We start from the raw sequence: 26,311 nt of genomic DNA, 5'->3' as shown, positions 1-26,311 counted from the left end.
AACGGAATCCTCCGCGGTGCATCACGGTTGCGCATACTTTCACCGTCAGCTCTGGCGAGTGATCGCAAGGACGCTGAAGACTCCCCACTCAGACCACGAGCCTTCCAAACTCGTGTTCGCTTGCAAGTCGACAAAGCCGCAAACCGCGGCAGCGCAGGCCGGTCACCACCGGCGAGAGGGGTCGCACATCGTGACCGCACCGATCGAGACCACCGGGGCGGCAGCCGAGGCGCAGCCTGAGGCTGTGCTCGCGGGAGCCGACAAGGGGCGGATCGAGGGTCGTTCCCTGGGCGAGATCGCCTGGACCCGCTTCAAGCGGGACAGAGTCGCCGTGGCCGGCGGCGTCATCGTGATCCTGTTGATCCTGCTGGCCGTCCTCTCGCGCCCCATCCAGGCCGTGTTCGGCCTCGACCCCAACGCCTTCCACCAGGACCTGATCGACCCCAACACCTCCCTGCCCAAGAGCGGCTGGGGCGGCATGGGCGCGGACCACCCGCTCGGTGTGGATCCGAAGTTCGGCCGGGACATCGCCACCCGCATCCTGGAGGGCTCCTGGGTCTCGCTGGTCGTCGCCTTCGGCGCGACGATCCTGTCCAACGTGATCGGCGCGATCATGGGCGTGGTGGCCGGCTACTACGGCGGCCGCGTCGACTCGATCATCAGCCGGCTGATGGACACCTTCCTCGCCTTCCCGTTGCTGCTGTTCGCCATCGCGATCTCCGCAACGCTCCAGGGCGGCGCCTTCGGCCTGAACGGACTCCCGCTCCACCTCGCCGTGCTCATCTTCGTGATCGGCTTCTTCAACTGGCCGTATCTGGGCCGGATCGTGCGCGGCCAGACGCTGGCCCTGCGCGAGCGCGAGTTCGTCGACGCGGCCCGCGGCATGGGCGCCAAGGGTCCGTACATCCTCTTCCGTGAGCTGATGCCGAACCTGGTCGGCCCGATCATCGTCTACTCGACGCTGCTCATCCCGACCAACATCCTCTTCGAGGCGTCGCTGAGCTTCCTCGGCGTCGGCATCCAGCCCCCGCAGGCGTCCTGGGGCGGCATGCTCCGCGAGGCGGTCACCTACTACCAGGTCGATCCCCAGTACATGATCGTGCCCGGTCTCGCCATCTTCATCACCGTCCTCGCGTTCAACCTGCTCGGCGACGGTCTCCGCGACGCTCTCGACCCGCGCAGCCGCTAGGCAGCCAGAGAGCTCATCAAGTTTTCCGTTCAATGGAGGGGAAGCAGACCATCATGCGAAGGTCAGCGCTGGCCGCGGTCGCGGCCATCGGCTCCGCAAGCCTGCTCGTCGCAGGCTGCAGCAAGGCCGATGACAACAAGGACACACCGAAGGCGGCCGGCGCCAACGTGGCGACCAAGAGTGTCGTCAACGCGTCCGACAAGAAGGGTGGCACCGTCACCTACGAGATGTCGGACGTGCCGGATTCGTTCGACCCGGGCAACACGTACTACGCGTACATGTACAACTTCAGCCGCCTCTACGCGCGTCCGCTGATGACGTTCGAGCCGGCCCCCGGTTCCAAGGGCAACACCCTGGTCCCGGACCTCGCCGCGAGCAAGGGCGTCTCCAGCGACGGCGGCAAGACCTGGACGTACAAGCTGCGTGCGGGTCTGAAGTACCAGGACGGTTCCCCGATCACCTCGAAGGACGTCAAGTACGCCGTCGAGCGGTCGAACTTCGCCCGTGACGTGCTCTCGCTGGGCCCGAACTACTTCCAGCAGTACATGAAGGACGGCGACAAGTACAAGGGTCCCTATAAGGACAAGAGCGCCAAGGGCCTGGCCTCGATCGAGACCCCGGACGCCACCACGATCGTCTTCCACCTGAACCGGGCCTTCCAGGAGTTCGACTACCTGGTCGCCACGCCCGAGACGGCCCCGGTGCCGCAGGCCAAGGACGACGGTGTCGACTACGTCAAGCACATCGTGTCCTCGGGCTCGTACGAGATCCAGAGCTACCAGGAGGGCAAGCAGGTCGTTCTGGTCCCGAACAAGAACTGGGACGCGAAGACCGACCCGCTGCGCAAGCAGCTGGCCAGCAAGATCGTGGTCAACCTGAAGATCAACGCCGACACGATCGACAAGGACCTCCAGTCCGGCGACGCCACCGTCGACCTCGCGGGCACCGGCGTCCAGGCCTCCACCCAGGCGGACGTCCTCAAGTCCGCCGACGCCAAGGCCAGCACCGACAACACCTACGGTGGCCGGCTGGTCTACGCGGCGATCAACACCAAGGTGAAGCCGTTCGACAACGTCGCCTGCCGCAAGGCCGTCGAGTACGCCATCGACAAGGTCTCCGTGCAGACCGCCATGGGCGGCCCGATCCGCGGTGACATCGCCTCCACCGTCCTGCCGCCGGACATCACCGGCTACCAGAAGGCGGACGCTTACACGACCCCGGGCAACAAGGGCGACGTCGCGAAGGCCAAGGACCAGCTCAAGTCCTGCGGCCAGAAGACGATCAACACCAACATCACGGCCCGCTCCGACCGTCCGGGCGAGGTGGACGCGGCCACCGCGATCATCAACTCGCTGAAGAAGGTCGGCATCAACGCCACCCTCAAGCAGTACCCGCAGGGCAAGTACTTCACCGACTACGCGGGTGTGCCGAGCTTCGACAAGAAGCAGAACGTCGGCCTGATGATGATGCAGTGGGGTGCCGACTGGCCCTCCGGCTACGGCTTCCTCCAGCAGATCCTGAACAGCAAGGCGATCAGCCAGTCGGGCAACACCAACCTGTCGCAGTACACGAACAAGAAGGTCGACGACCTGCTCGCGCAGTCGATTGCGGAGCCGGACATGGCCAAGCGCAACGCCCTGTACGCGCAGATCGACCAGCAGGCGATGAACGACGCCGTCCTGGTCCCGCTGACCTACTTCAAGGTCCTGCTGTACCGCTCGCCGTACGCCACCAACGTGGTCTCCACTGCCGCCTTCAGCGGTCAGTACGACTACCTCAACCTCGGCACCACGAAGAAGTAGCAGCCCCGGAAGGCAGGTGAAGGCATTGGTGCCCGCGGGCTTTGCGGCCCGCGGGCACCAGCGCCGGTCCCCGTGATCTCGTACATCCTCCGCCGGACGTTCGCGGCAGTGATCCTGCTGCTGGTCGTCACCGCGGTCACCTTCGCCATCTTCTTCCTGCTGCCACGGCTCGTGGGCCAGTCAGCGGACCAACTGGCGCAGCAGTACATCGGAAAGAGCCCCTCCAAGGCGGACATCCTCGCGGTCAAGCACAACCTTGGGCTGGATCAGCCGCTCTACATCCAGTACTGGCACTTCATCAAGGGGATCGTGGCCGGAGCCGACTACAACCTCGGCCCCACCACCGTGCACTGCGATGTTCCCTGCTTCGGCTACTCCTTCAAGGACCACGTCGAGGTCTGGCCGCAGCTCACCTCGCGCATTCCGATCACCCTCTCGCTGGCCGTGGGTGCCGCCGTGCTGTGGCTGCTCTCCGGTGTCGCCGTCGGTGTCGTCTCCGCGCTCAAGCCGCGCTCGCTGTTCGACCGCACCTTCATGGGCGTCGCCCTCGCCGGCGTCTCGCTGCCCATGTTCTTCACGGGCAACCTGGCGATCCTGCTCTTCACCTACAAGTGGCCGATCTTCGGCCGCACCTACGTCCCGTTCACCGAGAACCCGGCGCAGTGGGCCAACACCCTCTTCCCCGCGTGGTGTTCGCTCGCGCTGCTGTACTCCGCGATCTACGCCCGGCTCACCCGCTCGGGCATGCTGGAGACGATGAACGAGGACTTCATCCGTACCGCCCGCTCCAAGGGCCTGCCCGAACGCACGGTCGTCGTCCGGCACGGTCTGCGGGCCGCCCTCACCCCGATCATCACCGTCTTCGGCATGGACCTCGGTCTGCTGCTCGGCGGTGCGGTGATCACCGAGTACGTGTTCTCGCTGCCCGGCGTCGGCCAGTACGCGGTACAGGGCATCACCGACAACGACCTGCCGAAGATCCTCGGCGTGACCCTGCTCGCCGCCGTCTTCGTCGTCATCGCAAATCTCCTGGTGGACGTGCTCTACGCCGCCGCCGACCCGCGGGTGAGGCTCTCGTGACCGAACTCTCCAAGACCGAACCGGGCGAGGAGTCCACCACCAAGGCGCCCTCGGCCTTCCTGGAGGTCCGCGACCTCAAGGTGCACTTCCCGACCGACGACGGCATCGTCAAGTCCGTCGACGGGCTCTCCTTCTCGGTGGAGAAGGGCAAGACCCTCGCCATCGTCGGCGAGTCCGGCTCGGGCAAGTCCGTCACCTCGCTCGCCGTCATGGGCCTGCACCGGCTCGGCGCGCGCGGCAAGAACGTGCGGATGTCCGGCGAGATCTGGCTGAACGGCAAGGAGCTGGTCGGCGCCTCCCCGGACGAGGTGCGCAGGCTCCGCGGCCGCGACATGGCGATGATCTTCCAGGACCCGCTGTCCGCGATGCACCCCTACTACAAGGTCGGCGACCAGATCGTCGAGGCGTACCGGGTGCACCACAAGGTCGGCAAGAAGGAAGCGCGCAAGCGCGCCATCGAGATGCTCGACCGCGTCGGCATCCCCGAGCCGGCCAAGCGCGTCGACGGCTACCCGCACGAGTTCTCCGGCGGTATGCGCCAGCGCGCCATGATCGCCATGGCGCTGGTCAACAACCCCGAACTGCTCATCGCGGACGAGCCGACCACCGCCCTCGACGTGACCGTCCAGGCGCAGATCCTCGACCTGATCCGCGACCTCCAGAAGGAGTTCGGCTCCGCGGTCATCATGATCACGCACGACCTCGGCGTGGTCGCCGAGATCGCCGACGACGTCCTCGTGATGTACGGCGGCCGGTGCGTGGAGCGCGGCGCCGCCGCCGAGGTCTTCGAGAAGCCGCAGCACCCCTACACCTGGGGCCTGCTCGGCTCGATGCCCCGCATCGACCGCGAGACCTCCGAACGGCTCATCCCGGTCAAGGGCCAGCCGCCGAGCCTCATCAACGTCCCCTCGGGCTGTGCCTTCCACCCGCGCTGCCCGTACGCGGACATCCCCGCGGAGAACGTCAGCCGCACGGTGCGCCCCGAGCTGGAGCTGGTCGGCGCCGGACACTGGTCCGCCTGCCACCTGCCGGCCGAGGACCGCGAGCGGATCTGGACCGAAGAGATTGCGCCGAAGCTGTGAGTGAGACGAAGAAGACGGACACCGCCGCGCAGGCCGCGGTCCCCGGGCAGGCGTCGGCTCCGGACGAGCGCGAGGTGCTGCTCAAGGTCGAGAACCTGACCAAGCACTTCCCGATCAAGAAGGGCATCCTGCGCCGCCAGGTCGGCGCGGTGAAGGCCGTCGACGGCATCGACTTCGAGGTGCGCAAGGGCGAGACCCTGGGCGTCGTCGGCGAGTCGGGCTGCGGCAAGTCGACCATGGGCCGGGTCATCACCCGCCTCCAGGACCCGACCGGCGGCACGATCGCCTTCGAGGGCCAGGACATCACCCGGCTGTCCACCGGCGACATGCGCCCGCTGCGCCGCGACATCCAGATGATCTTCCAGGACCCGTACGGCTCCCTGAACCCCCGGCACACCATCGGCTCGATCGTCTCGGCGCCGTTCCGGCTCCAGGGCGTCGAGCCCGAGGGCGGGGTGAAGAAGGAGGTCCAGCGGCTGCTCGAACTGGTCGGCCTGAGCCCCGAGCACTACAACCGCTACCCGCACGAGTTCTCCGGCGGCCAGCGCCAGCGCATCGGCATCGCCCGCGCGCTCGCCCTGAAGCCGAAGCTGGTCGTGGCCGACGAGCCGGTGTCCGCGCTGGACGTGTCGATCCAGGCCCAGGTCGTCAACCTCATGGACGACCTCCAGCAGGAACTGGGCCTGACCTACGTCATCATCGCGCACGACCTCTCCGTCGTCCGGCACGTCTCGGACCGGATCGCGGTGATGTACCTCGGCAAGATCGTCGAACTGGCCGACCGCAACGCCCTGTACGAGGCGCCGATGCACCCGTACACCAAGGCGCTGATGTCGGCGGTGCCGGTGCCGGACACCAAGCGCCGGGGCCAGAAGAGCGAGCGCATCCTGCTGCGCGGCGACGTGCCCTCGCCGATCGCACCGCCGTCGGGCTGCCGCTTCCACACCCGGTGCTGGAAGGCGACGGAGATCTGCCGGACGACCGAGCCGCAGCTCGTCGAGCTGAAGCCGGGCCAGCGGGTCGCGTGCCACCACCCGGAGAACTTCGCCGACCAGGCACCGCAGGACACGGTCCTGCTGTCGGCGGCGAAGGAGGCGTCGGAGCTGGTACCGGACGCGGTCCTGGCGGGCGGAACGCCGGACGGGCCGGAGCCCGGGCCGGCGACCGGCACGGAGCCGGCGGCGCCGGACGTGGCCGAGGCCAAGTCCGTTGCCGAGAAGGCGACTTCGCCGAAGCCGGGTTCCCCGGCGGAGGCCGGGGACGCGCCTGTGGCGAAGGCCGGGACCGAGTCCGAGGCCACGGCCGAGGCCGCCCCGGGGCCGGTCGCCGAGGTGACCAAGTCCGAGTCTGCCACCGGCCTTTCGTCGGCACCGGACGCGAAGCCGGAGCCTGCGGCGAAGGCCGAGGGTGCGGCGGAGTCCGTGACCGTCGCGAAGCCCGAGACGCCGGCGAAGGCCGCGACCGACGCCGCCCAGGAACCGGTCGCCGAGGAAGCCGAGTCCAAGCCCGTTATCGGGATTTCGTTGGCGCCGGACGCGAAGCCGGAGCCTGCTGCGGAGGCCGAGACCGAGACGGTGGCGAAGGCCGCGACCGACGCCGCCCCGGAGCCGGTCACCGAGGAGACCAACTCCGTTCCTGGTGACGGGACTTCGGCGGAGCCGGGCTCGAAGGCGGAGCCCGCGGCGGAAGCCGCCGCCGAGGCCGAGCCCGGTGCTGCCCCCGACGCCCCGAAGGCGAAGGGAAAGTAGCCGAAAAAGGACTGCCGCCGAAGATCGGTTTACGCAAGGGGCATGTACATGCCTGATCGGGAGAGTGCAGAGTCGCCCGTGTCCGACACCTGATCGGTTCACGCTCGAAAGGGACGACTCATGGCACTCTCCCGTTCGGCACGTGCGGGGGTCCTGGCCACCGCCGCGGCCTCCTTCCTGCTCGTCGCCGCCGCCCCCGCCCCCACCCCGGGCGCCCCCGGCATCGGCGACCCCTACTTCCCCGGCCTGGGCAACGGCGGCTTCGACGCGCTGCACTACGACCTCGACGTCGCCTACGCCCCCGACACCGGCCGCCTGGACGGCCGTACGACCCTCACCGCCCGCGCCACCCAGAACCTCTCCTCCTTCGACCTGGACCTCCAGCAGCTGGAGATCACCCGGATAGAAGTGAACGGAAGGAAGGCCCGGTTCAGCCGCGACGGTGCCGAGGTCACCGTCACCCCACGCGGCCCGCTCGCCAAGAACCGGCGCTTCACCGTGCGGGTCACCTACGGCGGTGTGCCCCAGCCACTGGGCGGCCCCATCATCTTCGGTTCCAAGTACGGCTGGATGAAGACACCCGACGGCGTCTTCGTCGCCTGCGAGCCCAACGCGGCCTCCACCTGGTTCCCGTCCAGCGACCACCCGTCCGACAAGGCCACCTACGACATCCGGATCAAGGCGCCCAAGGGCCTGACCGCCGTCTCCAACGGGCTGCTGGTGTCGACGCGCGACCGGGGCGCCTCGACGTACACGCACTGGCGGGAGTCCAAGCCGATGGCGACCTACCTCGCCACCGCCACCATCGGGAAGTTCGACGTCCGCACCGGCCGCACCCCCGGCGGCATCCCGGTCTACGTCGCCGTCGACCCGGTGCTGAAGAACTCGAACAAGGTCGATGTGTACGGGGTCACCGCGGAGGCCACCGACTACTGGTCGAAGATCTTCGGGCCGTACCCGTTCGAGGAGACCGGCGCGATCGTGGACGACATGCCCGAGGCCGGCTTCTCGCTGGAGGTGCAGTCCAAGCCGGCGTACTCCGCCGTGCGCAGCGAGACGACCATCGTGCACGAACTGGCCCACCAGTGGTTCGGCGACTCGGTGAGCGTGGCCGAGTGGAAGGACATCTGGCTCAACGAGGGCTTCGCCACCTACGCCCAGTGGCTGTGGGCCGAGCACCGGGGCACCCGCAGCGCCCACGACTCGTTCCTGGCCGACTACGACTCCGTCCCGGCCGACTCCTCCTTCTGGCAGACGAAGGTCGCCGACCCCCAGCGGGACACGATGTTCGCCGACGCCGTCTACGACCGCGGCGCCATGACCCTCCAGATGCTGCGCGAGCGGATCGGCGACAAGGCGTTCTTCAAGCTGCTCCCCGCCTGGACCCGGCTGCACCGGTACGGCAACGCCGACACCGCCGACTTCATCCGCCTCGCCGAGCGGATCAGTGGACAGCAGCTCGGTGACCTGTTCCACACCTGGCTGTTCACCACAGGTAAACCCGCCCTGTGAGCCTGGCTTTGTAAGGTTCAGTCCGCTCGACAGGTGAGAATGTCAGGGTGCAGCTGCAACAGTTCTTCAGCCCCTCCGTCCAGCACACGCTCGACGTGATCGGCATCTTCGTCTTCGCGATCTCCGGCGCGCTGCTGGCGGTCCGGAAGAACTTCGACGTGTTCGGCATCGCCGTGCTCGCCGAGGTGACCGCGCTGGGCGGGGGCTCTTCCGTGACGTGGTGATCGGGGCCGTACCCCCGGCCGCCTTCACGGACCTCGGGTACTTCCTCACCCCGCTGCTCGCCACGCTCGTCGTCTTCTTCCTGCATCCGCACGTGGAGCGGATCCAGACGGCGGTGCTCGTCTTCGACGCGGCCGGCCTCGGCCTGTTCTGTGTCAGCGGTACGACGAAGGCGTACGGCTACGGCCTCGGCCTGACCGCGTCGGCGACGCTCGGCCTGGCCACCGCGGTCGGCGGCGGTGTGCTGCGCGACCTGGTGGCCAACGAGGTGCCCTCGCTGCTGCGCTGGGACCGCGATCTGTACGCGGTCCCGGCGATGGTCGGCGCGGGCATGGTGGTGCTGTGCATCCGCTACGACGCGCTGACCCCCCTCACCAGTGGGATCGCGGCCGTCACCGCTTTTCTGCTGCGCCTGCTCGCGATGCGGTTCCACTGGCGAGCTCCGCGTGCGTGGAACCGCCGTTCGACGGTGACCGAGGAGTAGTACCGGTGGCCCCGGCGGCGGCCGTCCCGGCGGGGGCGCCGGTGCCGGTCCCGGGGACGCCGGACACGGAGTGGTCCCGGCCCTTGGCGTGGCTCTGGCCCATCTGGAGGGTGAGCCAGCGGAACACGTCGGGCACCTGCGGCCGCCACAGCGCCATCGTGTGACCGCCCGCGCTCTTCGGCAGGAAGACCACGTGCACGGTGGTCGGCGCCTTGGCGGCGGACTCCAGCGCCATGCCCGCCTCGTAGCCGTCACCGGACTCGCCGGAGAGGTAGAGCGCGATGGGCGGCGGCACGGCGGCCTTCTTCAGCAGCAGGTACGGGTTGTTCTCGGCGCGCAGGGTGGGGTTCTGCGCGGCCAGCGAGTTGCGCTCGCCGATCGGGTCGTTGTAGCCCGACATGCTCACCGCGGCCTTGTAGCGGTCCGGGTGCGCCACGGCCAGCTTGACCGCGCACTGGGCGCCCGCCGAGTACCCGGCGATGGCCCAGCCCTGCGGGGCCGGCTGGGCGCGGAAGTTGTCCATGACCATCTTGGGCACGTCGATGCTCAGCCAGGTGTCGGCGTTGACCTGCCCCGGGATGTTGGCGCAGCCGGTGTCCACACCGGCCAGCAGGTTGGTGCGCGGGGCGACCATGATGAAGGGGGCGACCTGGCCGCTCTTCATCAGCGGCAGCAGCTGCTCGTGCGCCTTCATCGAACCGAACCAGGCGCGCGCCGAGCCGGGGTAGCCGGGGAGCACCTCGACCACCGGGAACTTCTTGTGCCGGTACGCCGGGTCGTTGTACTGCGGCGGCAGCCAGACGTAGACCTCGGCGTCGACGCCCGAGACCCGGCCCTTGAGCTGGGTGACGCGGACGCCGCCGGCGGAGTGCATGCCGGGGCCGGTGGCCTGCGTGAAGTTCTGCTTGACCTTGGGCAGGCGCTTGACCGCTATGCCGCCGGTGCCGTCGCGGCCGAGGTCGGCGGCCTGCTCGACGTGGCTGCCGGTGCCGAAGAGGTCGGCCCAGTTGTCGTACAGGTTGTTCTGGTTGTTCACCAGCACGAAGACCAGGGTGACGGCCGTGCCCTGGGCGAACAGCAGCATCAGCATGCGGGCGACGGTGCGCAGGTGCTTGGGGCCGCGCATCTTCGACCACAGCAGAAGCGGCAGTATGAGGGCGATCACGGCCAGCACGATGGTCGTGTAGAGGAACGGAGTCCCGGTGAGGCTCATGTCCCGATAGAGGGAAAACAAGGCCCCGGGGTTACGGACGTGTCCTGACACTTACCGAGAAATTGCCGAAACCTCACCTCCCGTAATCCTACCGTGACGTCGAGGGAGGGGAAAGCCGCAAAGCTACCGCTTAGTAATTGCCTGTTGTACCGTTCAGCCATGGCAGAAGCAGCTTCCGTGCCCTCCCCGTCGCGGGCCGTGACCGGCGAGAGCGAGTTCGACCGCGACACCGCCGTCGTCCGCCGCGCGCCCGGGGTCTACGACCTCGACCTCTCGGCCGGCTGGACCATCCTCGGCGCCGTCAACGGCGGCTATCTGCTGGCCGTGCTCGGCCGGGCCCTCGGGGACGCCCTCCCGCACCCGGACCCCTTCACCATCTCCGCCCACTACCTGACCGCCTCGCGGCCGGGCCGGGCCGTGATCCGCACCGAGACCGTCCGCACCGGCCGCACCCTCTCCACCGGCCAGGCGTCGCTCTTCCAGTACGACGACGAGGGCAACGAGGTCGAACGCATCCGCGTCCTCGCCTCCTACGGCGACCTCGCCGCCCTCCCCGACGACGTCCGCACGACCGCGAAGCCGCCCGCGATCCCGCCCTTCGAGCAGTGCTTCGGCCCGGCCGACGGCCCCGACCCGCTCAAGGGCACCTCGGCCATCACCGAGCGCCTGCTGCTCAAGCTGGACCCCGCCACGCTCGGCTGGGCGCTCGGGCAGCCCTCCGGCAAGGGCGAGATGCGCGCCTGGTTCGGCCTCGCCGACGGCCGCGACGCCGACCCGCTCTCGCTGCTGCTGGCCGTGGACGCGCTGCCGCCGACCGCCTTCGAGATGGGCCTCAAGGGCTGGGTGCCCACCGTCGAGCTGACGGCCCACATCCGGCACCGCCCCGCCCCGGGTCCGCTGCGCGTGGCCATCACGACCCGCAACCTCGCCGGCGGCTTCCTGGAGGAGGACGCGGAGGTCTGGGACAGCGCGGACCGGCTGGTGGCCCAGTCCCGCCAGCTGGCCCGGGTCAGACTGGCCTGACCCGGGCGCTCGCGGGGCGCCGGGGGCGACGGGCGGACGCGGGGTCCGGGTGGACGCGGGTCCGGGATCAACGGGCGGGCGTCACGAACTCCGGCTGGTCGAGCAGGCGCAGCCAGCTGCCGTCGGGCTGGCGCCGGGCGACCTGGGCGCGGGCCCCGGCGCCGTCCTTCGGCGGGGTCGCGGTGAGCGCGATGCCGTCGCTGACCAGCGTGGGCAGCGGCGGCTCCGGCGCGAACCGGGGCCGGTTCGCCAGCACCTTCTCCCACAGCGCGCGGATCGCCTCCCGGCCCACGGTCCGCTCGCCCGGCGGGTACGCCAGGACCGCGTCCTGCTCGTAGAGCGCGGCGACCCCGGCCGCGTCCCCCGCGTTGGACCGCTCGACGAACAGGCGGGTGATGTCCTCGGGGCGCATGGCCTTCTCGTACTCCGGCACGCCTTCCTCCTCATCCGTGATGGCTGTCGGCCTCCTCCGTGCTGTCCGCCGACGCCTCCCAGCCTGGTCGCGGGCCGATCAGAAGTCCAACAGATGGAAATTCTGGAAACTAGGATCCAGAGTCATGGAACTGAGGCAGCTGGAGTACTTCGTCGCGGTCGCCGAGGAGCGGAACTTCACCCGGGCCGCCGAGCGGGTGCACATCAGCCAGTCCGGCGTCAGCGCCCAGATCCGCCGGCTGGAGCGGGAGCTGGGGGCCGAGCTGTTCGACCGCTCGGCGCGCGCGGTCACGCTCACGGTCGCGGGCAAGGCCGCGCTCGCCCATGCCCGGACCGCGCTCGCCGCGGCCGGGGCGGTCGGGCAGGCGGTGGGCGAGGTGAGCGATCTGATCCGGGGCCGGCTCACCGTCGGGATGGTCGTCGGCTGCACCGTGACCCCGCTGTTCGACGCCCTCGCCGCGTTCCACCGGGACCATCCCGGGGTGGAACTCTCCCTCGTGGAGGACAACTCCGACCGGCTCGTCGAGGGGGTGCGCGCGGGCACCGTCGAGCTGGCGCTGGTCGGCGTCGCGGCCGCCGCGCCGGCGGGCCTGGAGACGCTGACCCTCGTCAGCGAGCGGCTCGTCGCCGCCGTACCGCCCGGCCACCCCCTGGCCGCGCGGCCCCGGGTCGCCCTGTCCGAGCTGGCCGCCCACCCGATCGTGTGCATGCCGCCCGGCACCGGAGTGCGCACCGTGTTCGACCGGGCGTGCGCCGCGCGGGACCTCCGCCCCGTGATCGCCCTCCAGGCCACCGCCGCCGACGCCATCGCCGATCTCGCCGCCCGCGATCTCGCCGTCGCCGTCCTCAGCGAGTCCATGGCCGCCCGCCACGCCGACCGGCTCGCCGCCCGCCTGATCGAGGACGTCGAGACCCCCGCGCTCCTCGCGCTGATCTGGCGGGGCGGCCCGGGCCCGGCGGTGCGCGCGCTGCTCGCGCACGGCCGCCGGGCGTTCGCCGGGCCGGCGCGCGGGTAGTGCCAGGTGGCACCACATGGCACCACATGGCACCAGCTGGCATCACCTGGTGCCGTCCGGCGCCACATTGGTGCCCGCTGGTCCTGTCGGGCATGTGTGCAGGTCAGGGCCCTTGCGGTGACGATCCGCGCGGAATTTCGTGCGCATGGCGCTACTTGCCCTTGCATGTGGTGCCACAGTGATGCCATGATGGCGTCATGGACCTCACCCCCTATGTCGACAGCCTCCGTCGCGAACTCTCCGTCGCCGCGGAGGCGGGCGGGCAGGACGCCCGGGAACTGGCCGAGCGGCTGACCGCTCCGCTGGATTCGGCGGCCCGGCTGACGATGCTCAACGTGCTGTCGGCGGCGATGGACGAGATCACCCGGGATCTGGCGCCCGGCTCGGTCGACGTGCGGCTGCGGGGGCTGGACCCCGACTTCGTGGTGACACTGCCGGAGACCGCCGGGCCCGTCGAGGCCGCCGCCGGGCCCCTCGCGCCGCCGCCGGCGCCCGCCGACCTCGACGAGGGCGGCACCGCCCGGGTCAATCTGCGGCTGCCGGCCCAGCTCAAGGCGCGGGCCGAGGAGGCCGCGAGCCGGGAGGGGCTGTCGGTCAACGCCTGGCTCGTGCGGGCCGTGTCCGCCGCGGTCGACGGCAGAGCCCGGCCGCGCCCCGCGGAGAAGACCCAGTCGTTCGGACAGAGCTTCACGGGCTGGGTGCGCTGACCGCACCCAGCCCCGCCCGACCGCTCCACTCAGACCACGTCCCACCAGCGGGGACGCCCCAAGGACTCATGAGGACGGCACAGCCATGCCTGCTTTCGACACCCCCGGACCCATTTCCGTCACCGCCCATGTGGGCGCGGGATCCATCCGCTTCATCGCGAGCGACCGCCCCGACACCGTCGTGGAGGTGCTGCCCGGCGGCAAGCGGGGCAAGGACGTACGGGCCGCCGAGCAGACCGAGGTCGCGTACGTGAACGGCGAGCTGAGCGTGCGGACCAGGGAGCGCGCCTTCATCGGACCCTCCGGCACCGTGGAGGTGACGGTCGAACTGCCCACGGGCTCGCGCGTCGACGTGGGCGGCTCCTGGGTCCAGGTGTTCGGCGAGGGCGGGCTCGGCGAGGCCCGGGTGAAGACCTCGGTCGGCGATGTCCGCCTCGATACGGCGGGGCCGCTCAAGCTGACCGTCTCCCACGGCTCGATCAGCGTCGACCGGGTCGCGGGCGGCGCCGAGATCACCACCAGCTCCGGCAGCCTGCGCGTCGGCACCGTGCAGGGGTCCGCGGTCCTGAAGAACTCGCACGGCAGCACGGTCGTCGGCGTGGTCACCGGCGAGCTGCGGGTGAACGGCGCCAACGGCGACATCGACATCGAGTGCGCCGAGGGCGATGTCGTCGCCACCACCGCCCACGGCACCCTGCGCGCCGTCGAGGTCGTGCGCGGCCGGGTCCAGCTGGAGACCTCCTACGGCGCCATCGAGGTCGGGGTCCGCGAGGGCACCGCCGCCTGGCTCGACGTCAGCTCCGAGCGTGGGCATGTGCGCAACACGCTCACCGCCTCCGGGGCCCCCGAGCGTTCCGAGGAGACCGTCGAGGTCCGCGCCCGTACCCGCTACGGAAGCATCGACGTGCGCCGCGCCCGGCACTGAGCGGCGACCCGCGACCGGCCCGCTTCCCACGCCGAGCGGCGACCCTCGGCCGGCCCGCCTCCCACTCCGTCTCAGTTCGCTTCACCTCACCTCACCTCACCTCTCACTTCACCTCGGCCTTCGAACGGGGGGCGTCATGCCTTCTTCTGTCATGCACACACCAAGAAAGGGTGACGGCGCGCGGACACCCGCCGCCGTCTCCGCCTTTGATCTGCGCAAGTCGTACGGCGACAAGACCGTCCTCGACGGCATCGACCTGCGCATCCCGGCCGGCACCGTGTTCGCGCTGCTCGGACCCAACGGGGCCGGCAAGACCACCACCGTGCAGATCCTGTCCACGCTCCTCGCCGCCGACGGCGGGCAGGCCCAGGTCGCCGGACACGACATCGCCACCGACCCGGACGGGGTGCGCTCCGCGATCGGCGTCACCGGGCAGTTCGCCGCGCTCGACGACCTGCTCACCGCCGAGGAGAACCTGCTCCTCATGGCCGACCTGCTCCGCCTCGGCAAGCGGGAAGGGCGTGCCCGTACGGCCGAGTTGCTCGAACGGTTCGGCATCGCGGATGTCGCCCGCGAGCGGGCCGCGACCTTCTCCGGCGGTATGCGGCGCCGGCTCGACCTCGCCATGACCCTGGTCGGCGACCCCCGGGTGATCTTCCTGGACGAGCCGACGACCGGCCTCGACCCGCGCAGCCGCCGCACCATGTGGGACATGGTGCGCGAACTGGTCGCGGGCGGTACGACGGTCTTCCTCACCACCCAGTACCTGGAGGAGGCCGACCAGTTGGCCGACCGGATCGCCGTGCTGGACGGCGGCCGGATCGTGGCCGAGGGCACCGCCGACGAACTGAAGGCGCGCATCCCCGGCAGCCATGTACGGCTGCGGTTCACCGACCCGGCCGCGTACGAGCGCGCGGCCGCGGCCTTCCCCGGCGCCGCCCGGGACGACGACGAACTCGCCCTGCGGGTCGCGGGCGACGGGGGACTCGACACGCTGCGGACCCTGCTCGACCGGCTCGACGCCGCCGGCGTGCGGGCCGCCGGTCTCTCCGTGCACACCCCCGACCTCGACGACGTCTTCCTCGCCCTGACCGGCCAGGGCACCGCAGTATCCGGCACCCCGCTGCACCTCGAGGAGAACCGATGAGCACGTTCGCCCACGCCGTGCACGACTCGCGGACCATGCTGCGCCGCAACCTCAAGCACGCCGTCCGCTACCCCTCCGTGGGGTTCGGCGCCGCCATGATGCCGATCCTGATGCTGCTGCTGTTCGTGTACGCCTTCGGGGGCTCGATCGGCGCGGGGATGGGCGGCCGGGACGCGTACATCGGCTATCTCACCCCCGGGATCATCATCATGGGCGTGGCCGCCGGTTCGATGTCGACCTCGATCGCGGTCTGCAACGACATGACCGAGGGCATCATCAACCGCTTCCGCACCATGAACATCACCCGCTCCTCGTTCATGACGGGGCACGTCCTCGGCAGCGTCGTCCAGACGATGCTCTGCTGCGTCCCGGTCGTCGGCGTCGCCCTCGCGGTCGGCTTCCGCTCCGGGGCGAGCCCGCTGGAGTGGCTCGCCGCGGCCGGTCTGCTCGCGGCCATCGCGTTCGCGGTGACCTGGCTGTCGGTGGCGCTCGGCCTGATCTCCAAGACGGTCGAGTCCGCCAGCAACAAGCCGCTGCTGATCCAGTTCCTGCCGTTCCTCGGCTCGGCGTTCGTGCCGGCCGGGTCGATGTCGCCGGGGCTGCGCTGGTTCGCGGAGAACCAGCCGTTCACGCCGATGACCGAGACGCTGCGCGGACTGCTCTGCGGCACCGCGATCGGCGACAACGGGTGGATCTCGCTGGCCTGGTGCGCCGGGATCGCGCTGACCGGCTACCTCTGGTCGCGCTCGCTGTTCAACACCGGCACCAGGCACTGACGGGCCGACCGGGCCGATCCCTCCGGGGGTTCAGTCCAGCCCGATCCCTCCGGGGGTTCAGTCCAGCCAGTGGTCCCGGCCGATGGTGATGAGCCGCAGCTGCCGGGTGGCCAGCCGGGCCACCCGGTCCCGCTCGTCCGCGGGACCCTCCAGCGCCTCCAGGAACAGGGAGGCGCTGATCAGCATCTGGTCGACGTACAGACGCGCGAGCATCAGCAGGTCGTCGTCGCTCCAGCCCGCCGCCCCGGGGTCCTGGGCGAGAGTGGCCCTCACCTCCTCGGCGAACCGGGCCAGTTGGCCGCCGATGGCCTCGCGCACCGGCTGCACCCCGCCGTGCCGCTCGCGGGCGATGAAGCGGACGTGGGAGGGGTGGGCCGCCACATAGCGGGCGATCAACTCCACGGCGCGCGAGATGCGTTCCTCGCTGTCGCCGGTCGTGGACACCGTCTCGCGCACCATCGGGTGCAGGCTGCCGAGCGCCTCGTCGACCAGGGCGACGCCGAGGTCGGGGATCGAGCGGAAGTGCCGGTAGAAGGCGGTGGGGGCGACCCCGACGGCCCGGGTGACCTCGCGCAGGCCCAGGCTGCTCAGGCTCTGCTCCTCCAGCAGCGCGAGCGCCGCGTCGAGGAACGCCTGCCGCGTCTTCTGCTTCTGGGCCTGCCGGGCGCCGAGGGTGTGACTCATGTCATCCAGTTAACAACTGTTCTCTGGAATTGGAAAGCCGCCGGACGCGCTAGACTCAAAGTCAGTGAACAACTGTTACTACAACTGTTCACCGAAACTTTACAGAGCTGGAACGCGAGGCATCCCGGAGGGGGATTCGATCCCATGCTGTTCCTCGTCGCCGCACTCATGCTGCTCGGTGTGGTGCTGGGCACCGTCGCCCACGCGCCGCTGCCCGTCACCGGCGTACTGGCCGCCGTCATCGCCGTCTGGCTCGGCGTCTTCGCCGTCCGCGAGCGGCTCGGCCGCCGCCGGCGCACCCCGGCCAACTGACCGCCACCGACCTTCGGGAGTCGAGCACCATGCAACTCACCGCACCGGCCGCGGGCCGCACCGAGGCCCCCGCCCGCAACCGCGACGCCGACGGCATGGCCGTCGCGTCCTTCATCCTCGGCCTCCTCGGCCTCCTCGTCCTGAACCTCTTCCTCGGCCCGGTCGCCATCGCCCTGGCCGCGGTCTCCCTGTGGCGCGGCACCGCCCGCCGCGGCCGCGCCTACCTGGGCCTGGCCCTGGGCGTCGCCGACCTCGCGGTCCTGCTGGTCGCCATCCAGGTCTCGAACACGGTCTCCTGGAGCCTGTGACCCGGCGGGCGGCACTCGTGGCGACGGGGAAGGCGGGCACCGCTGGGGGAGGGCGCACCGCCGAGGAGAAGGCCGCGCCGTAGAATCTCCCCACCATGGCTTACCTCGACCACGCCGCGACCACCCCCATGCTCCCGGAGGCGGCAGAGGCTCTGACCGCGCAGCTGGGCATCACGGGCAACGCCTCCTCCCTGCACGCCTCCGGCCGCCGGGCCCGCCGTACGGTCGAGGAATCCCGCGAGACCCTCGCGGACGCGCTCGGCGCGCGACCCAGCGAGGTCGTGTTCACCTCCGGCGGCACCGAGGCGGACAACCTCGCCGTGAAGGGCCTGTACTGGTCCCGCCGCGCCGCCGACCCCGCCCGTACCCGCGTCCTGTCCAGCCCCGTCGAGCACCACGCCGTCCTGGACGCCGTGCACTGGCTCGGCGAGCACGAGGGCGCCACCGTCGAGTACCTCCCCGTCGACGCCCACGGCCGCGTCCACCCGGACGCCCTGCGCGAGGCCATCGCCCGCGACCCCGGGAACGTCGCGCTGGCCACCGTGATGTGGGCCAACAACGAGATCGGCACGATCATGCCGATCCGCGAACTCGCCGACGTCGCCGCCGAGTTCGGCGTCCCGCTGCACGCCGACGCCGTCCAGGCGTTCGGTCAGGTCCCCGTCGACTTCGGCGCCGGCGGTCTCGCCGCGATGACCGTCTCGGGGCACAAGATCGGCGGCCCGTACGGCATCGGCGCCCTGTTGCTGGGCCGCGAGTACACCCCCGTCCCCGTCCTGCACGGCGGCGGCCAGGAGCGCCACGTACGCTCCGGCACCCTCGACGTCCCCGCCATCGCCTCCTTCGCCGTCGCGGGGCGCCTCGCGACGGAGCGGCGCGGCGAGTTCGAGCGGGAAGTGGGCGCCCTGCGCGACCGGTTGGCCGAGGCCGTGCTGGCCGCCGTACCGGACGCGATCCTCGGCGGAGACCCCGCCCCCGGCGGCCGGCTGCCCGCCAACGCGCACTTCACCTTCCCCGGCTGCGAGGGCGACTCCCTGCTGCTCCTGCTGGACGCCCAGGGCATCGAGTGCTCCACCGGCTCCGCCTGCACCGCGGGCGTCGCCCAGCCCAGCCATGTCCTGCTCGCCGCCGGCGTGGACCCCGACCTGGCGCGCGGCACTCTGCGCTTCTCCCTCGGCCACACCTCCACCCAGGCGGACGTGGACGCCGTCGCCCGGGCCATCGGCCCCGCCGTGGAACGCGCCCGCGCGGCCGGCCTCACCTGAACCCGCGACGGTGGGCGCCCCCGGAAAAGGGCATGAAAAACGACCTACGAGGCGGGTTCCCTTCGCCGGTATGGTCCGGATCAGGTGTCTGGAGGTCGCCTTCCGGTCCGTCCTGCGACCTTCCGGCCTCTCAGCCCGAGCGTCGACGTCGGCACCAGCGGATCCCTCGCGGTCTCACGCTGACGTCGGCTACTCCGCTTGGACTCCCTCACTCGTCTCGTAGGTCTGTCTTCAGAATAAGCCCGCCCATACCAGACATAAAGGGCCTGGTCCATGATTTTTCCGGGTTCCGGCACCCCGCCGCCCGGTCCCCGCGGCCCCGTACCCTGGAAGGGTTATGACTGAGACCCCGCAGCGCCCCCTCCGCGTCCTCGCCGCCATGTCCGGCGGGGTCGACTCCGCCGTCGCCGCCGCGCGCGCCGCGGAAGCCGGCCATGACGTCACCGGCGTCCATCTCGCGCTCTCCGCCAACCCCCAGTCCTTCCGTACCGGCGCGCGGGGCTGTTGCACCATCGAGGACTCCCGCGACGCCCGCCGCGCCGCCGATGTCATCGGCATCCCCTTCTACGTGTGGGACCTCGCCGACCGCTTCCGCGAGGACGTCGTCGAGGACTTCGTCGCCGAGTACGAGGCCGGCCGCACCCCCAACCCCTGCCTGCGCTGCAACGAGAAGATCAAGTTCGCCGCGCTCCTGGACAAGGCGCTCGCCCTCGGCTTCGACGCCGTCTGCACCGGCCACTACGCCCAGGTGATCGTCCGCGCGGACGGCTCCCGCGAGCTGCACCGCGCCTCCGACATGGCCAAGGACCAGTCGTACGTGCTCGGCGTCCTGGACGACAAGCAGCTCGCGCACGCGATGTTCCCGCTCGGCGACACGGTCACCACCAAGGAGGAGATCCGCGCCGAGGCCGAGCGCCGGGGCCTCGCGGTCGCCAAGAAGCCCGACTCGCACGACATCTGCTTCATCGCCGACGGCGACACCCAGGGCTTCCTCGCCCGGCGGCTCGGCAAGGCCGAGGGCGACATCGTGGACGAGTCCGGCACCCGCCTGGGCACCCACGAGGGGGCGTACGGCTTCACGATCGGCCAGCGCAAGGGCCTGCGCATCGGCACCCCGGCCCCCGACGGCAAGCCGCGCTACGTCCTCGACATCTCCCCGGTGGACAACACCGTCACCGTCGGCCCGGCCGCCGCCCTGGACGTCACCGCCCTCACCGCGATCAAGCCCCGCTGGTGCGGCACGGCCCCCACCGGGCCCGGCACCTACACCGCCCAGCTGCGCGCCCACGGCGGCGAGACCGAGGTACGGGCCGAGCCGGTCGACGGCGGACTCCGGGTCGCCTTCACCGAACCGGTCCGCGGCGTCGCCCCCGGCCAGGCGATCGTGCTGTACGACGGCACGCGCGTCGTCGGCTCGGCCACGATCGCCTCCACCACCCGGGCGACGACGGCGGCGTAACCCGGGCTATCCGGCGAAGAAGTCCGCCAGCACCGGCCCCAGCACCTCCGGCTCCACCATGTGGGTCTGGCCCTCCAGGACCCGGTACGCGCCGCCGGGCACCGCGTCCGCGATGTCCCGGCCCGCCTGCCGCATCCACTCCGGGCTCGCGCCGCCCGCGACCGCCAGCAGCGGCACGGAGACGGCCGCGAGGCGGGCGCGGGGGAGCAGCCCGTCGCCCAGCACGGCGTCGTCGTGGGCGAGGCTCGGCGCGGCGGCCTCCAGGCCCGGCCACATGGGGGACTGGCGGGCGCGCTGGATCATCTCCTCGCCGAGTCCGGTGAGCCGCAGGAACAGCTCGACCGCGGCCCCGCGCCGGCCGTCCGCGAGCGCCTCTCCCAGGTCCCGCTTGTACGCGGCCTCGCGTTCGGCGCCGCCCGCCAGATGGTCCGCGTACGGCACCTCGTACACCGCCGTACGGGTGATGGGCAGCCCGCTCGCCGCCGCCTGGAGCACCAGCGCGCCGCCGGAGGAGACGCCGAACAGCGCGGCCTTTCCGCCCACCGCGTCGAGCAGCGCGGCCAGGTCCTCGACCTCGCGGTCCACCGCGTACGGCGCCGTGTCGCCGCTCTCGCCGCGGCCCCTGCGGTCGTAGACGACGGCCGTCACCCGGTCCGCGAGCCGCTCGGCCAGGGGGGCCAGGGTGCCGCCGGTGGACATCGCGCCGCTCACCAGGATCACCACGGGCCCCCGCCCGGTCACCGCGTAGGCGAGGGAGGTGCCGTCGCGGGAAGTCGTCTTCTTGTCCATGTCCGTGCAGACTGCCGCACGACGGCGGACTCGTCGGTCACGACACGTCGACGTCGTAGAAGCAGAGGTGGTCCTTGATCGGGGCGACGTCCGCCTTGGGCTCCGGGTACGCCCAGACCAGGTCGGGCGCGTCCGGCAGCGACCAGTAGGACGCCGTGCCCTTGAACGGGCAGACGGTGTGGGTCCCGGACGGGGTCAGCAGGTCGAGGCGCACGTCCTCGGCCGGGATGTAGTAGCGATCCGGGCAGCCCGTCTCGCGCAGTACGAGGGGGCGGTCGGTCTCCGCGAGCACCTGGTCGCCGTGCACCACGCGCACGCGCCGCTCGACGGCTTCGATGGTGATGGTGTGTCCTTGGGCCATACCCGGGACAGCGCCGGCGGGCGCCCGGTTCTTCCCGCGTCCGGCGCCCGGTTCTCCCCGCGTACGGTAGGAGCCATGAACATCTGCGTCTTCCTCTCCGCCGCCGACCTCGACGAGCGGTACACCGGCCCCGCCCGTGAGTTCGCGAAGCTGATCGGCAAGGGGGGCCACACCCTGGTCTGGGGCGGCTCCAACGTCGGCCTGATGAAGGTCGTCGCCGACGGGGTGGAGGAGGCGGGCGGCCGGCTGGTCGGCGTGTCCGTGGAGTTCCTGGCCAACAAGACCCGGCCCGCCGCCGACGAGATGGTGATCGCCGCCGACCTCGCCGAGCGCAAGAAGCTGCTCCTGGAGAAGGCCGACGCCGTGGTCATCATGGTCGGCGGCACCGGCACCCTGGACGAGGCCACCGAGATCCTGGAGCTGAAGAAGCACGGCCGCACCGAGAAGCCGGTGGTGCTGCTGAACACGGCCGGGTTCTACGACGGGCTGCGCGAGCAGTTCCGCCGCATGGAGGAGGAGGGCTTCCTGCCCCGCCCTCTGGCCGACCTGGTCTTCTTCGCCGAGGAGCCGGCCGGGGCGCTCGCCCACCTGGAGGAGCGGCTCGGCGCCCGCTGATGCGAGCATGGCGGGTATGGCTACACATGTGATCACCGGGGCCGGTTCCGGCATCGGCGCGGCCCTCGCCCGCCGGCTGCACGCGCGCGGGGACGAACTCGTGCTGCACGCGCGGGACGCGGGCCGCGCGAAGGAACTGGCCGCGGACTTTCCCGGGGCCCGCACCCTGGTCGGCGACCTCGCCGAACCGGACCGGCTCTCCTGGGCGTTCTCCCACCAGACACTCCCGGACCGGGTGGACTCCCTGCTGCACATCGCCGGCGTCGTGGATCTCGGCGAGGTCGGCGAGCTGACCCCCAAGTCCTGGCGCCACCAGCTCGACGTCAACCTCGTCGCGCCCGCCGAACTGACCCGCCTCCTGCTGCCTCAGCTGCGCGCCGCCCGCGGCCACGTCCTCTTCGTCAACTCCGGCGCGGGCCTCGCCGCGGGCGCCGGCTGGGCCGCCTACGCCGCCGCCAAGCACGGCCTCAAGGCCCTCGCCGACGCCCTGCGCCAGGAGGAGCACGCCGCGGGCGTCCGCGTCACCTCCGTCTACCCGGGCCGCACCGCGAGCCCGATGCAGGCCAAGGTGCACCAGCAGGAGGGCAAGGAGTACGACGCCGGGAAGTGGATCGACCCCGAGTCGGTCGCCACGACGATCCTGATGGCCCTCGACCTGCCCCGGGACGCCGAGGTCAACGATCTGACGGTACGGCCGGGCCGCTGACCTGACGGTGCGACCGGGTGGCTGGCCTGACGGTGCCGCCCGGTCGCCGGCCCGACGGTACGACGGGCGGACGAGCCGCGCCCGCGGGTTCCGTAGGCTTCTCCGGTGAGCGAAAACAGCGTGTTCAGGTTCGCCGGGGCCACCGGGATCGGGTCCATGCCCGGCGGGGACGCCCGGGAGGCCGTCAAGACCGTCACCGGGTCCTTCGAGGACTTCCCGTACCTGCCCGAACTGCCCGCCCGCGGCCCCGGCGCCGACATGATCGGCCGGACCGCCGGGATGCTGGTCGAGCTGTACGCGCGGGTGGAGCCCAGCGGCTGGCGGATCGGCGACCGGCCGGGGCGGGACACCCGGCGGGCGCGGGCCTGGCTGGGGGAGGACCTGGACGCGCTGGAGGAGTTCACCCAGGGGTACGAGGGCGACCTCAAGGTGCAGGCGGTCGGGCCCTGGACGCTCGCCGCCGCCCTGGAACTGCGAGGCGGCGAGGCCGCCCTGTCCGACCCCGGCGCCTGCCGCGACCTCGCCGCCTCGCTCGCCGAGGGACTGCGGCTGCACCTCGCCGAGGTGCGGCGCCGCGTCCCCGGCGCCCGCGTCCTGCTCCAGCTCGACGAGCCCTCCCTCACCGCCGTGCTGCGCGGCCAGGTCCGCACCGCCAGCGGCTACCGCACCCACCGTGCCGTGGACCGCCAGCTCGTCGAGCACACCCTGCGCGACGTCGTCGGCGCCCACCCGGACGGACCCGTCGCCGTCCACTCCTGCGCCCCCGACGTCCCGTTCGCGCTGCTGCGCCGGGCCGGCGTCGACGCCGTCTCCTTCGACTTCGCGCTTCTCACCGAGCGTGACGACGACGTGATCGGTGAGGCCGTCGAGGCGGGCACCCGGCTGTTCGCCGGTGTCGTGCCCGGCACGGACGGCCCATTGTCGGACCCTGCCGGTAGCGTCAGGGGTGTCAGGACGTTGTGGCGCAGGCTGGGCTTGCACCCGGGCCTGCTCGCCGAGGCGGTCACCCTCACCCCGGCGTGCGGTCTCGCGGGCGCTTCCCCCGCCTACGCGCGCCAGGCGCTCGCCCACTGCGTCCGGGCGGCGAGATCCCTCGCGGACAACCCAGAGTAACGGGAGGACAACACGGTGGCCGGCGACAAGCAGGCGGAGACCACGGCGGTGCCCGCCGAGGCGCGCGACAGGCACGCGCAGCTGGCGGAGCAGATCGAGGAGCACCGCTTCCGGTACTACGTGAAGGACGCTCCCGTCGTCAGCGACGCGGAGTTCGACCAGCTCCTGAAGTCCCTGGAGGCGCTGGAGGAGCAGTACCCCGAACTGCGCACCCCCGACTCGCCCACCCAGAAGGTGGCGGGGTCGTACGCGACGGAGTTCACCGCGGTCGAGCACCGCCAGCGCATGCTCTCCCTCGACAACACCTTCAACGACGAGGAACTCGCCGCCTGGGCCGACCGCATCGCCCGCGAACTCGGCGACCAGACCTACCACTTCCTGTGCGAGCTGAAGGTCGACGGCCTCGCCGTCAACCTCACGTACGAACACGGCCGCCTCACCCGCGCCGCCACCCGCGGCGACGGCCGCACCGGCGAGGACATCACGCCCAACGTGCGGACGATCGCGGACATCCCCGACCGGCTGGGCGCCGACGAGGTCCCCGACCTGGTCGAGATCCGCGGCGAGGTCTACTTCCCGATGGAGAAGTTCCTCGAACTGAACGAGCGCCTGGTCGCGGCCGGCGACAAGCCCTTCGCCAACCCGCGCAACGCGGCGGCCGGTTCGCTGCGCCAGAAGGACCCCCGGGTCACCGCCACCCGCCCGCTGCACATGGTGGTGCACGGCATCGGCGCCCTGGAGGGCTTCAGCGGCATGACCCGCCTGTCCCAGGCGTACGACCTGCTCAAGACCTGGGGCCTGCCCACCTCCTCGCACAACCGGGTGGTCGACGGCCTCGACGGCGTCCGGGACTTCATCGCGCACTACGACGGCGAGAACCGCCACTCCGTGGAGCACGAGATCGACGGCGCCGTCATCAAGCTGGACGAGATCCGCCTCCAGGGCCGCCTCGGCTCCACCGCGCGCGCCCCCCGCTGGGCCATCGCCTACAAGTACGCGCCGGAGGAGGTCAACACCAAGCTCATCGACATCAAGGTGGGCGTCGGCCGCACCGGCCGGGTCACGCCGTACGCCCAGGTGGAGCCGGTCACCGTCGCGGGCAGCGAGGTGGAGTTCGCCACCCTGCACAACCAGGAAGTCGTCAAGGCCAAGGGCGTGCTGATCGGCGACACCGTCGTGATCCGCAAGGCCGGCGATGTCATCCCGGAGATCCTCGGCCCGGTGGTCGACCTGCGCGACGGCGACGAGCGGGAGTTCGTGATGCCCGGCGAGTGCCCCGAGTGCGGCACCCCGCTGCGGCCCATGAAGGAGGGCGACATCGACCTCCGCTGCCCCAACGGGCGCACCTGTCCGGCCCAGTTGCGCGAGCGGGTCTCCTATCTCGCGGGCCGCGAGTGCCTGGACATCGAGCACTTCGGCGGGGTGGCCGCGGCCGCCCTCACCCGTCCGCTGGAGCCGGCCGAGCCGCCGCTGGTGGACGAGGGCGACCTCTTCGACCTGACGGTCGAGAAGCTGCTGCCCATCAAGGCGTACGTCCTTGACCCGGACAGCGGACTGCCCAAGCGCGACCCGAAGACCGGCGAGGAGAAGGTCGTCACGGTCTTCGCCAATCAGAAGGGCGAGCCGAAGAAGAACACTTTGGCGCTGCTGGAGAACATCGAGGCGGCCAAGTCCCGTCCGCTGGCCCGTTTTCTGAACGGACTGTCCATCCGGCACGTCGGCCCGGTCGCCGCCCAGGCCCTCGCCCGCGAATTCCGCTCGGTCGACCGCATCGAACAGGCCACGGAGGAGGAGCTGGCGGCCACCGACGGCGTCGGCCCCATCATCGCGACCGCGGTCAAGGAGTGGTTCACCGAGGAGTGGCACCGCGAGATCGTACGCAAGTGGAAGGCCGCGGGCGTCCCGCTGGAGGACCAGGTCAGCGGGGAGGCGGAGGGTCCGCGTCCGCTGGAGGGGCTCACCGTGGTGGTCACCGGCACGCTGGAGAACTTCACCCGGGACGGCGCCAAGGAGGCACTCCAGAGCCGCGGCGCCAAAGTGACCGGCTCTGTTTCGAAGAAGACCTCTTTCGTGGTCGTCGGTGACAATCCGGGATCGAAATACGACAAGGCCATGCAATTGAAGGTTCCGGTGCTCGATGAGGACGGATTCGGCGTCCTGTTGGAGCAGGGTCCGGACGCCGCGACGGAGGCCGCGCTTCCGACCGAGGAGTAGCGGTTGAAGGCCACCCGTTCGGCGCATACCAGTTGCATACGGGTGGCCCCGGGCGCATTCGGGCAACCGCCGACGACCGGTGCCCGTGGAAGCCCCGCGCGGCCTAGTGTTGAGTTGTGCACCTGCC

General features: G+C 71.1%; 25 protein-coding genes and 1 pseudogene. 21 read left to right on the top strand and 5 right to left on the bottom strand.

What is annotated here, in order from left to right; all coding sequences use genetic code 11:
* The first annotated feature begins 190 nt into the window (after window positions 1–190).
* The 7 genes and pseudogenes from GHR20_RS11320 to GHR20_RS11290 all read left to right on the top strand — a co-directional run bounded on the left by GHR20_RS11320 (window position 191) and on the right by GHR20_RS11290 (window position 9,119).
* Complete coding sequence (locus GHR20_RS11320; RefSeq protein ID WP_153813098.1) at window positions 191–1,189, top strand: ABC transporter permease; 999 nt, start codon at window positions 191–193, stop codon at window positions 1,187–1,189.
* A 32-nt stretch (window positions 1,190–1,221) separates the two neighbouring features.
* Entirely contained in the window at window positions 1,222–2,991 is a 1,770-nt protein-coding gene (locus GHR20_RS11315; RefSeq protein WP_153813097.1) for an ABC transporter substrate-binding protein, read from the top strand.
* A gap of 72 nt (window positions 2,992–3,063) precedes the next feature.
* Window positions 3,064–4,071, top strand: a complete 1,008-nt coding sequence (locus tag GHR20_RS11310; protein WP_145485692.1) for an ABC transporter permease — start codon at window positions 3,064–3,066, stop codon at window positions 4,069–4,071.
* Complete coding sequence (locus GHR20_RS11305) at window positions 4,068–5,153, top strand: ABC transporter ATP-binding protein (protein WP_153813096.1); 1,086 nt, start codon at window positions 4,068–4,070, stop codon at window positions 5,151–5,153. The genes GHR20_RS11310 and GHR20_RS11305 overlap by 4 nt, the downstream gene beginning before the upstream one ends.
* Window positions 5,150–6,901, top strand: coding sequence for a dipeptide ABC transporter ATP-binding protein (locus GHR20_RS37475; protein WP_243878003.1), 1,752 nt, complete (start codon window positions 5,150–5,152; stop codon window positions 6,899–6,901). The genes GHR20_RS11305 and GHR20_RS37475 overlap by 4 nt, the downstream gene beginning before the upstream one ends.
* 120 nt (window positions 6,902–7,021) lie before the next feature.
* Entirely contained in the window at window positions 7,022–8,413 is a 1,392-nt protein-coding gene (locus GHR20_RS11295; RefSeq protein ID WP_153813095.1) for a M1 family metallopeptidase, read from the top strand.
* Window positions 8,414–8,460: 47 nt separating this feature from the next.
* Window positions 8,461–9,119 (top strand): annotated as a pseudogene (locus GHR20_RS11290) (trimeric intracellular cation channel family protein).
* Here the strand turns inward: GHR20_RS11290 and GHR20_RS11285 are convergent.
* Entirely contained in the window at window positions 9,028–10,332 is a 1,305-nt protein-coding gene (locus tag GHR20_RS11285; protein WP_153813094.1) for an alpha/beta hydrolase-fold protein, read from the bottom strand. The pseudogene GHR20_RS11290 and the gene GHR20_RS11285 sit on opposite strands and share 92 nt — an antisense overlap.
* 159 nt (window positions 10,333–10,491) lie before the next feature.
* Here GHR20_RS11285 and GHR20_RS11280 point away from each other — a divergent pair, with 159 nt between their 5' ends.
* On the top strand, window positions 10,492–11,355 hold the full coding sequence (locus GHR20_RS11280) for a thioesterase family protein (RefSeq protein ID WP_111586864.1): 864 nt from the start codon (window positions 10,492–10,494) through the stop codon (window positions 11,353–11,355).
* Window positions 11,356–11,422: 67 nt separating this feature from the next.
* Here GHR20_RS11280 and GHR20_RS11275 read toward each other — a convergent pair whose 3' ends face one another.
* The gene (locus GHR20_RS11275; RefSeq protein WP_111586865.1) at window positions 11,423–11,788 is read right to left on the bottom strand and encodes a nuclear transport factor 2 family protein; all 366 of its coding nucleotides are present in this window, start codon (window positions 11,786–11,788) and stop codon (window positions 11,423–11,425) included.
* 124 nt (window positions 11,789–11,912) lie between these two features.
* Here GHR20_RS11275 and GHR20_RS11270 point away from each other — a divergent pair, with 124 nt between their 5' ends.
* The 5 genes from GHR20_RS11270 to GHR20_RS11250 all read left to right on the top strand — a co-directional run bounded on the left by GHR20_RS11270 (window position 11,913) and on the right by GHR20_RS11250 (window position 16,358).
* Complete coding sequence (locus tag GHR20_RS11270; RefSeq protein ID WP_153813093.1) at window positions 11,913–12,803, top strand: LysR substrate-binding domain-containing protein; 891 nt, start codon at window positions 11,913–11,915, stop codon at window positions 12,801–12,803.
* Between the two features lie 197 nt (window positions 12,804–13,000).
* Window positions 13,001–13,510 (top strand): toxin-antitoxin system HicB family antitoxin, encoded by a 510-nt coding sequence (locus tag GHR20_RS11265; RefSeq protein ID WP_153813092.1) that lies wholly within the window; start codon window positions 13,001–13,003, stop codon window positions 13,508–13,510.
* An 85-nt stretch (window positions 13,511–13,595) separates the two neighbouring features.
* Complete coding sequence (locus GHR20_RS11260) at window positions 13,596–14,435, top strand: DUF4097 family beta strand repeat-containing protein (RefSeq protein ID WP_153813091.1); 840 nt, start codon at window positions 13,596–13,598, stop codon at window positions 14,433–14,435.
* Between the two features lie 151 nt (window positions 14,436–14,586).
* On the top strand, window positions 14,587–15,582 hold the full coding sequence (locus tag GHR20_RS11255) for an ATP-binding cassette domain-containing protein (RefSeq protein WP_153813090.1): 996 nt from the start codon (window positions 14,587–14,589) through the stop codon (window positions 15,580–15,582).
* Window positions 15,579–16,358, top strand: a complete 780-nt coding sequence (locus GHR20_RS11250; protein ID WP_153813089.1) for an ABC transporter permease — start codon at window positions 15,579–15,581, stop codon at window positions 16,356–16,358. Before GHR20_RS11255 ends, GHR20_RS11250 begins: the two co-directional genes overlap by 4 nt.
* A 57-nt stretch (window positions 16,359–16,415) precedes the next feature.
* Here the strand turns inward: GHR20_RS11250 and GHR20_RS11245 are convergent, their stop codons facing one another.
* On the bottom strand, window positions 16,416–17,042 hold the full coding sequence (locus GHR20_RS11245) for a TetR family transcriptional regulator (protein ID WP_111586871.1): 627 nt from the start codon (window positions 17,040–17,042) through the stop codon (window positions 16,416–16,418).
* A gap of 144 nt (window positions 17,043–17,186) precedes the next feature.
* On the opposite strand from GHR20_RS11245, the gene GHR20_RS36755 reads away from it, so the two are divergent.
* The 4 genes from GHR20_RS36755 (at window position 17,187) to mnmA (ending at window position 20,386) form a co-directional block, all read left to right on the top strand.
* Window positions 17,187–17,354, top strand: coding sequence for a hypothetical protein (locus tag GHR20_RS36755; protein WP_181516692.1), 168 nt, complete (start codon window positions 17,187–17,189; stop codon window positions 17,352–17,354).
* A 29-nt stretch (window positions 17,355–17,383) separates the two neighbouring features.
* Window positions 17,384–17,662, top strand: a complete 279-nt coding sequence (locus GHR20_RS11240; RefSeq protein WP_111586872.1) for a DUF4190 domain-containing protein — start codon at window positions 17,384–17,386, stop codon at window positions 17,660–17,662.
* A 95-nt stretch (window positions 17,663–17,757) separates the two neighbouring features.
* A complete protein-coding gene (locus GHR20_RS11235) occupies window positions 17,758–18,927 on the top strand; it encodes a cysteine desulfurase family protein (RefSeq protein ID WP_153813088.1) in 1,170 nt (389 codons plus the stop codon).
* Between the two features lie 337 nt (window positions 18,928–19,264).
* Window positions 19,265–20,386, top strand: a complete 1,122-nt coding sequence (mnmA, locus tag GHR20_RS11230; RefSeq protein WP_148026400.1) for a tRNA 2-thiouridine(34) synthase MnmA — start codon at window positions 19,265–19,267, stop codon at window positions 20,384–20,386.
* A 6-nt stretch (window positions 20,387–20,392) separates the two neighbouring features.
* Here mnmA and GHR20_RS11225 read toward each other — a convergent pair whose 3' ends face one another.
* Window positions 20,393–21,175 carry an alpha/beta hydrolase gene (locus GHR20_RS11225; protein ID WP_111586875.1) on the bottom strand — a complete coding sequence of 261 codons (783 nt, stop codon included), beginning with the start codon at window positions 21,173–21,175 and terminating at the stop codon, window positions 20,393–20,395.
* 37 nt (window positions 21,176–21,212) lie between these two features.
* Window positions 21,213–21,536, bottom strand: a complete 324-nt coding sequence (locus GHR20_RS11220) for a DUF427 domain-containing protein (RefSeq protein WP_111586876.1) — start codon at window positions 21,534–21,536, stop codon at window positions 21,213–21,215.
* Window positions 21,537–21,611: 75 nt separating this feature from the next.
* Here GHR20_RS11220 and GHR20_RS11215 point away from each other — a divergent pair, with 75 nt between their 5' ends.
* The 4 genes from GHR20_RS11215 to ligA all read left to right on the top strand — a co-directional run bounded on the left by GHR20_RS11215 (window position 21,612) and on the right by ligA (window position 26,184).
* Window positions 21,612–22,151: a TIGR00730 family Rossman fold protein gene (locus GHR20_RS11215; protein WP_111586877.1), complete on the top strand. Its 540-nt coding sequence runs from the start codon at window positions 21,612–21,614 to the stop codon at window positions 22,149–22,151.
* A 16-nt stretch (window positions 22,152–22,167) separates the two neighbouring features.
* On the top strand, window positions 22,168–22,857 hold the full coding sequence (locus tag GHR20_RS11210) for an SDR family oxidoreductase (RefSeq protein ID WP_181516694.1): 690 nt from the start codon (window positions 22,168–22,170) through the stop codon (window positions 22,855–22,857).
* A gap of 105 nt (window positions 22,858–22,962) precedes the next feature.
* The gene (locus GHR20_RS11205) at window positions 22,963–23,970 is read left to right on the top strand and encodes a methionine synthase (protein ID WP_153813087.1); all 1,008 of its coding nucleotides are present in this window, start codon (window positions 22,963–22,965) and stop codon (window positions 23,968–23,970) included.
* A gap of 15 nt (window positions 23,971–23,985) precedes the next feature.
* Window positions 23,986–26,184, top strand: coding sequence for an NAD-dependent DNA ligase LigA (gene ligA, locus GHR20_RS11200; protein ID WP_153813086.1), 2,199 nt, complete (start codon window positions 23,986–23,988; stop codon window positions 26,182–26,184).
* Window positions 26,185–26,311: the final 127 nt, after the last annotated feature.

It is taken from the genome of Streptomyces sp. SUK 48, from assembly GCF_009650765.1.
GTDB lineage: Bacteria > Actinomycetota > Actinomycetes > Streptomycetales > Streptomycetaceae > Streptomyces.
The sequence above is the reverse complement of the archived record's forward strand: the minus strand, read 5'-3'. Positions and strand labels throughout refer to the sequence as shown.

Excerpts from the sequence above, each read along its gene's own strand:
- GHR20_RS11255 (WP_153813090.1), top strand. The coding sequence starts at position 14,587 with ATGCACACACCAAGAAAGGGTGACGGCGCGCGGACACCCGCCGCCGTC.
- GHR20_RS11240 (WP_111586872.1), top strand. The coding sequence starts at position 17,384 with ATGCAACTCACCGCACCGGCCGCGGGCCGCACCGAGGCCCCCGCCCGC.
- GHR20_RS11210 (WP_181516694.1), top strand. The coding sequence starts at position 22,168 with ATGGCTACACATGTGATCACCGGGGCCGGTTCCGGCATCGGCGCGGCC.
- GHR20_RS11270 (WP_153813093.1), top strand. The coding sequence starts at position 11,913 with ATGGAACTGAGGCAGCTGGAGTACTTCGTCGCGGTCGCCGAGGAGCGG.
- GHR20_RS11245 (WP_111586871.1), bottom strand. The coding sequence starts at position 17,042 with ATGAGTCACACCCTCGGCGCCCGGCAGGCCCAGAAGCAGAAGACGCGG.
- GHR20_RS11215 (WP_111586877.1), top strand. The coding sequence starts at position 21,612 with ATGAACATCTGCGTCTTCCTCTCCGCCGCCGACCTCGACGAGCGGTAC.
- GHR20_RS36755 (WP_181516692.1), top strand. The coding sequence starts at position 17,187 with ATGCTGTTCCTCGTCGCCGCACTCATGCTGCTCGGTGTGGTGCTGGGC.
- GHR20_RS11285 (WP_153813094.1), bottom strand. The coding sequence starts at position 10,332 with ATGAGCCTCACCGGGACTCCGTTCCTCTACACGACCATCGTGCTGGCC.
- GHR20_RS11280 (WP_111586864.1), top strand. The coding sequence starts at position 10,492 with ATGGCAGAAGCAGCTTCCGTGCCCTCCCCGTCGCGGGCCGTGACCGGC.
- GHR20_RS11315 (WP_153813097.1), top strand. The coding sequence starts at position 1,222 with ATGGAGGGGAAGCAGACCATCATGCGAAGGTCAGCGCTGGCCGCGGTC.
- GHR20_RS11220 (WP_111586876.1), bottom strand. The coding sequence starts at position 21,536 with ATGGCCCAAGGACACACCATCACCATCGAAGCCGTCGAGCGGCGCGTG.
- GHR20_RS11260 (WP_153813091.1), top strand. The coding sequence starts at position 13,596 with ATGCCTGCTTTCGACACCCCCGGACCCATTTCCGTCACCGCCCATGTG.
- GHR20_RS11235 (WP_153813088.1), top strand. The coding sequence starts at position 17,758 with ATGGCTTACCTCGACCACGCCGCGACCACCCCCATGCTCCCGGAGGCG.
- GHR20_RS11265 (WP_153813092.1), top strand. The coding sequence starts at position 13,001 with ATGGACCTCACCCCCTATGTCGACAGCCTCCGTCGCGAACTCTCCGTC.
- mnmA (WP_148026400.1), top strand. The coding sequence starts at position 19,265 with ATGACTGAGACCCCGCAGCGCCCCCTCCGCGTCCTCGCCGCCATGTCC.
- GHR20_RS11225 (WP_111586875.1), bottom strand. The coding sequence starts at position 21,175 with ATGGACAAGAAGACGACTTCCCGCGACGGCACCTCCCTCGCCTACGCG.
- GHR20_RS11295 (WP_153813095.1), top strand. The coding sequence starts at position 7,022 with ATGGCACTCTCCCGTTCGGCACGTGCGGGGGTCCTGGCCACCGCCGCG.
- GHR20_RS11250 (WP_153813089.1), top strand. The coding sequence starts at position 15,579 with ATGAGCACGTTCGCCCACGCCGTGCACGACTCGCGGACCATGCTGCGC.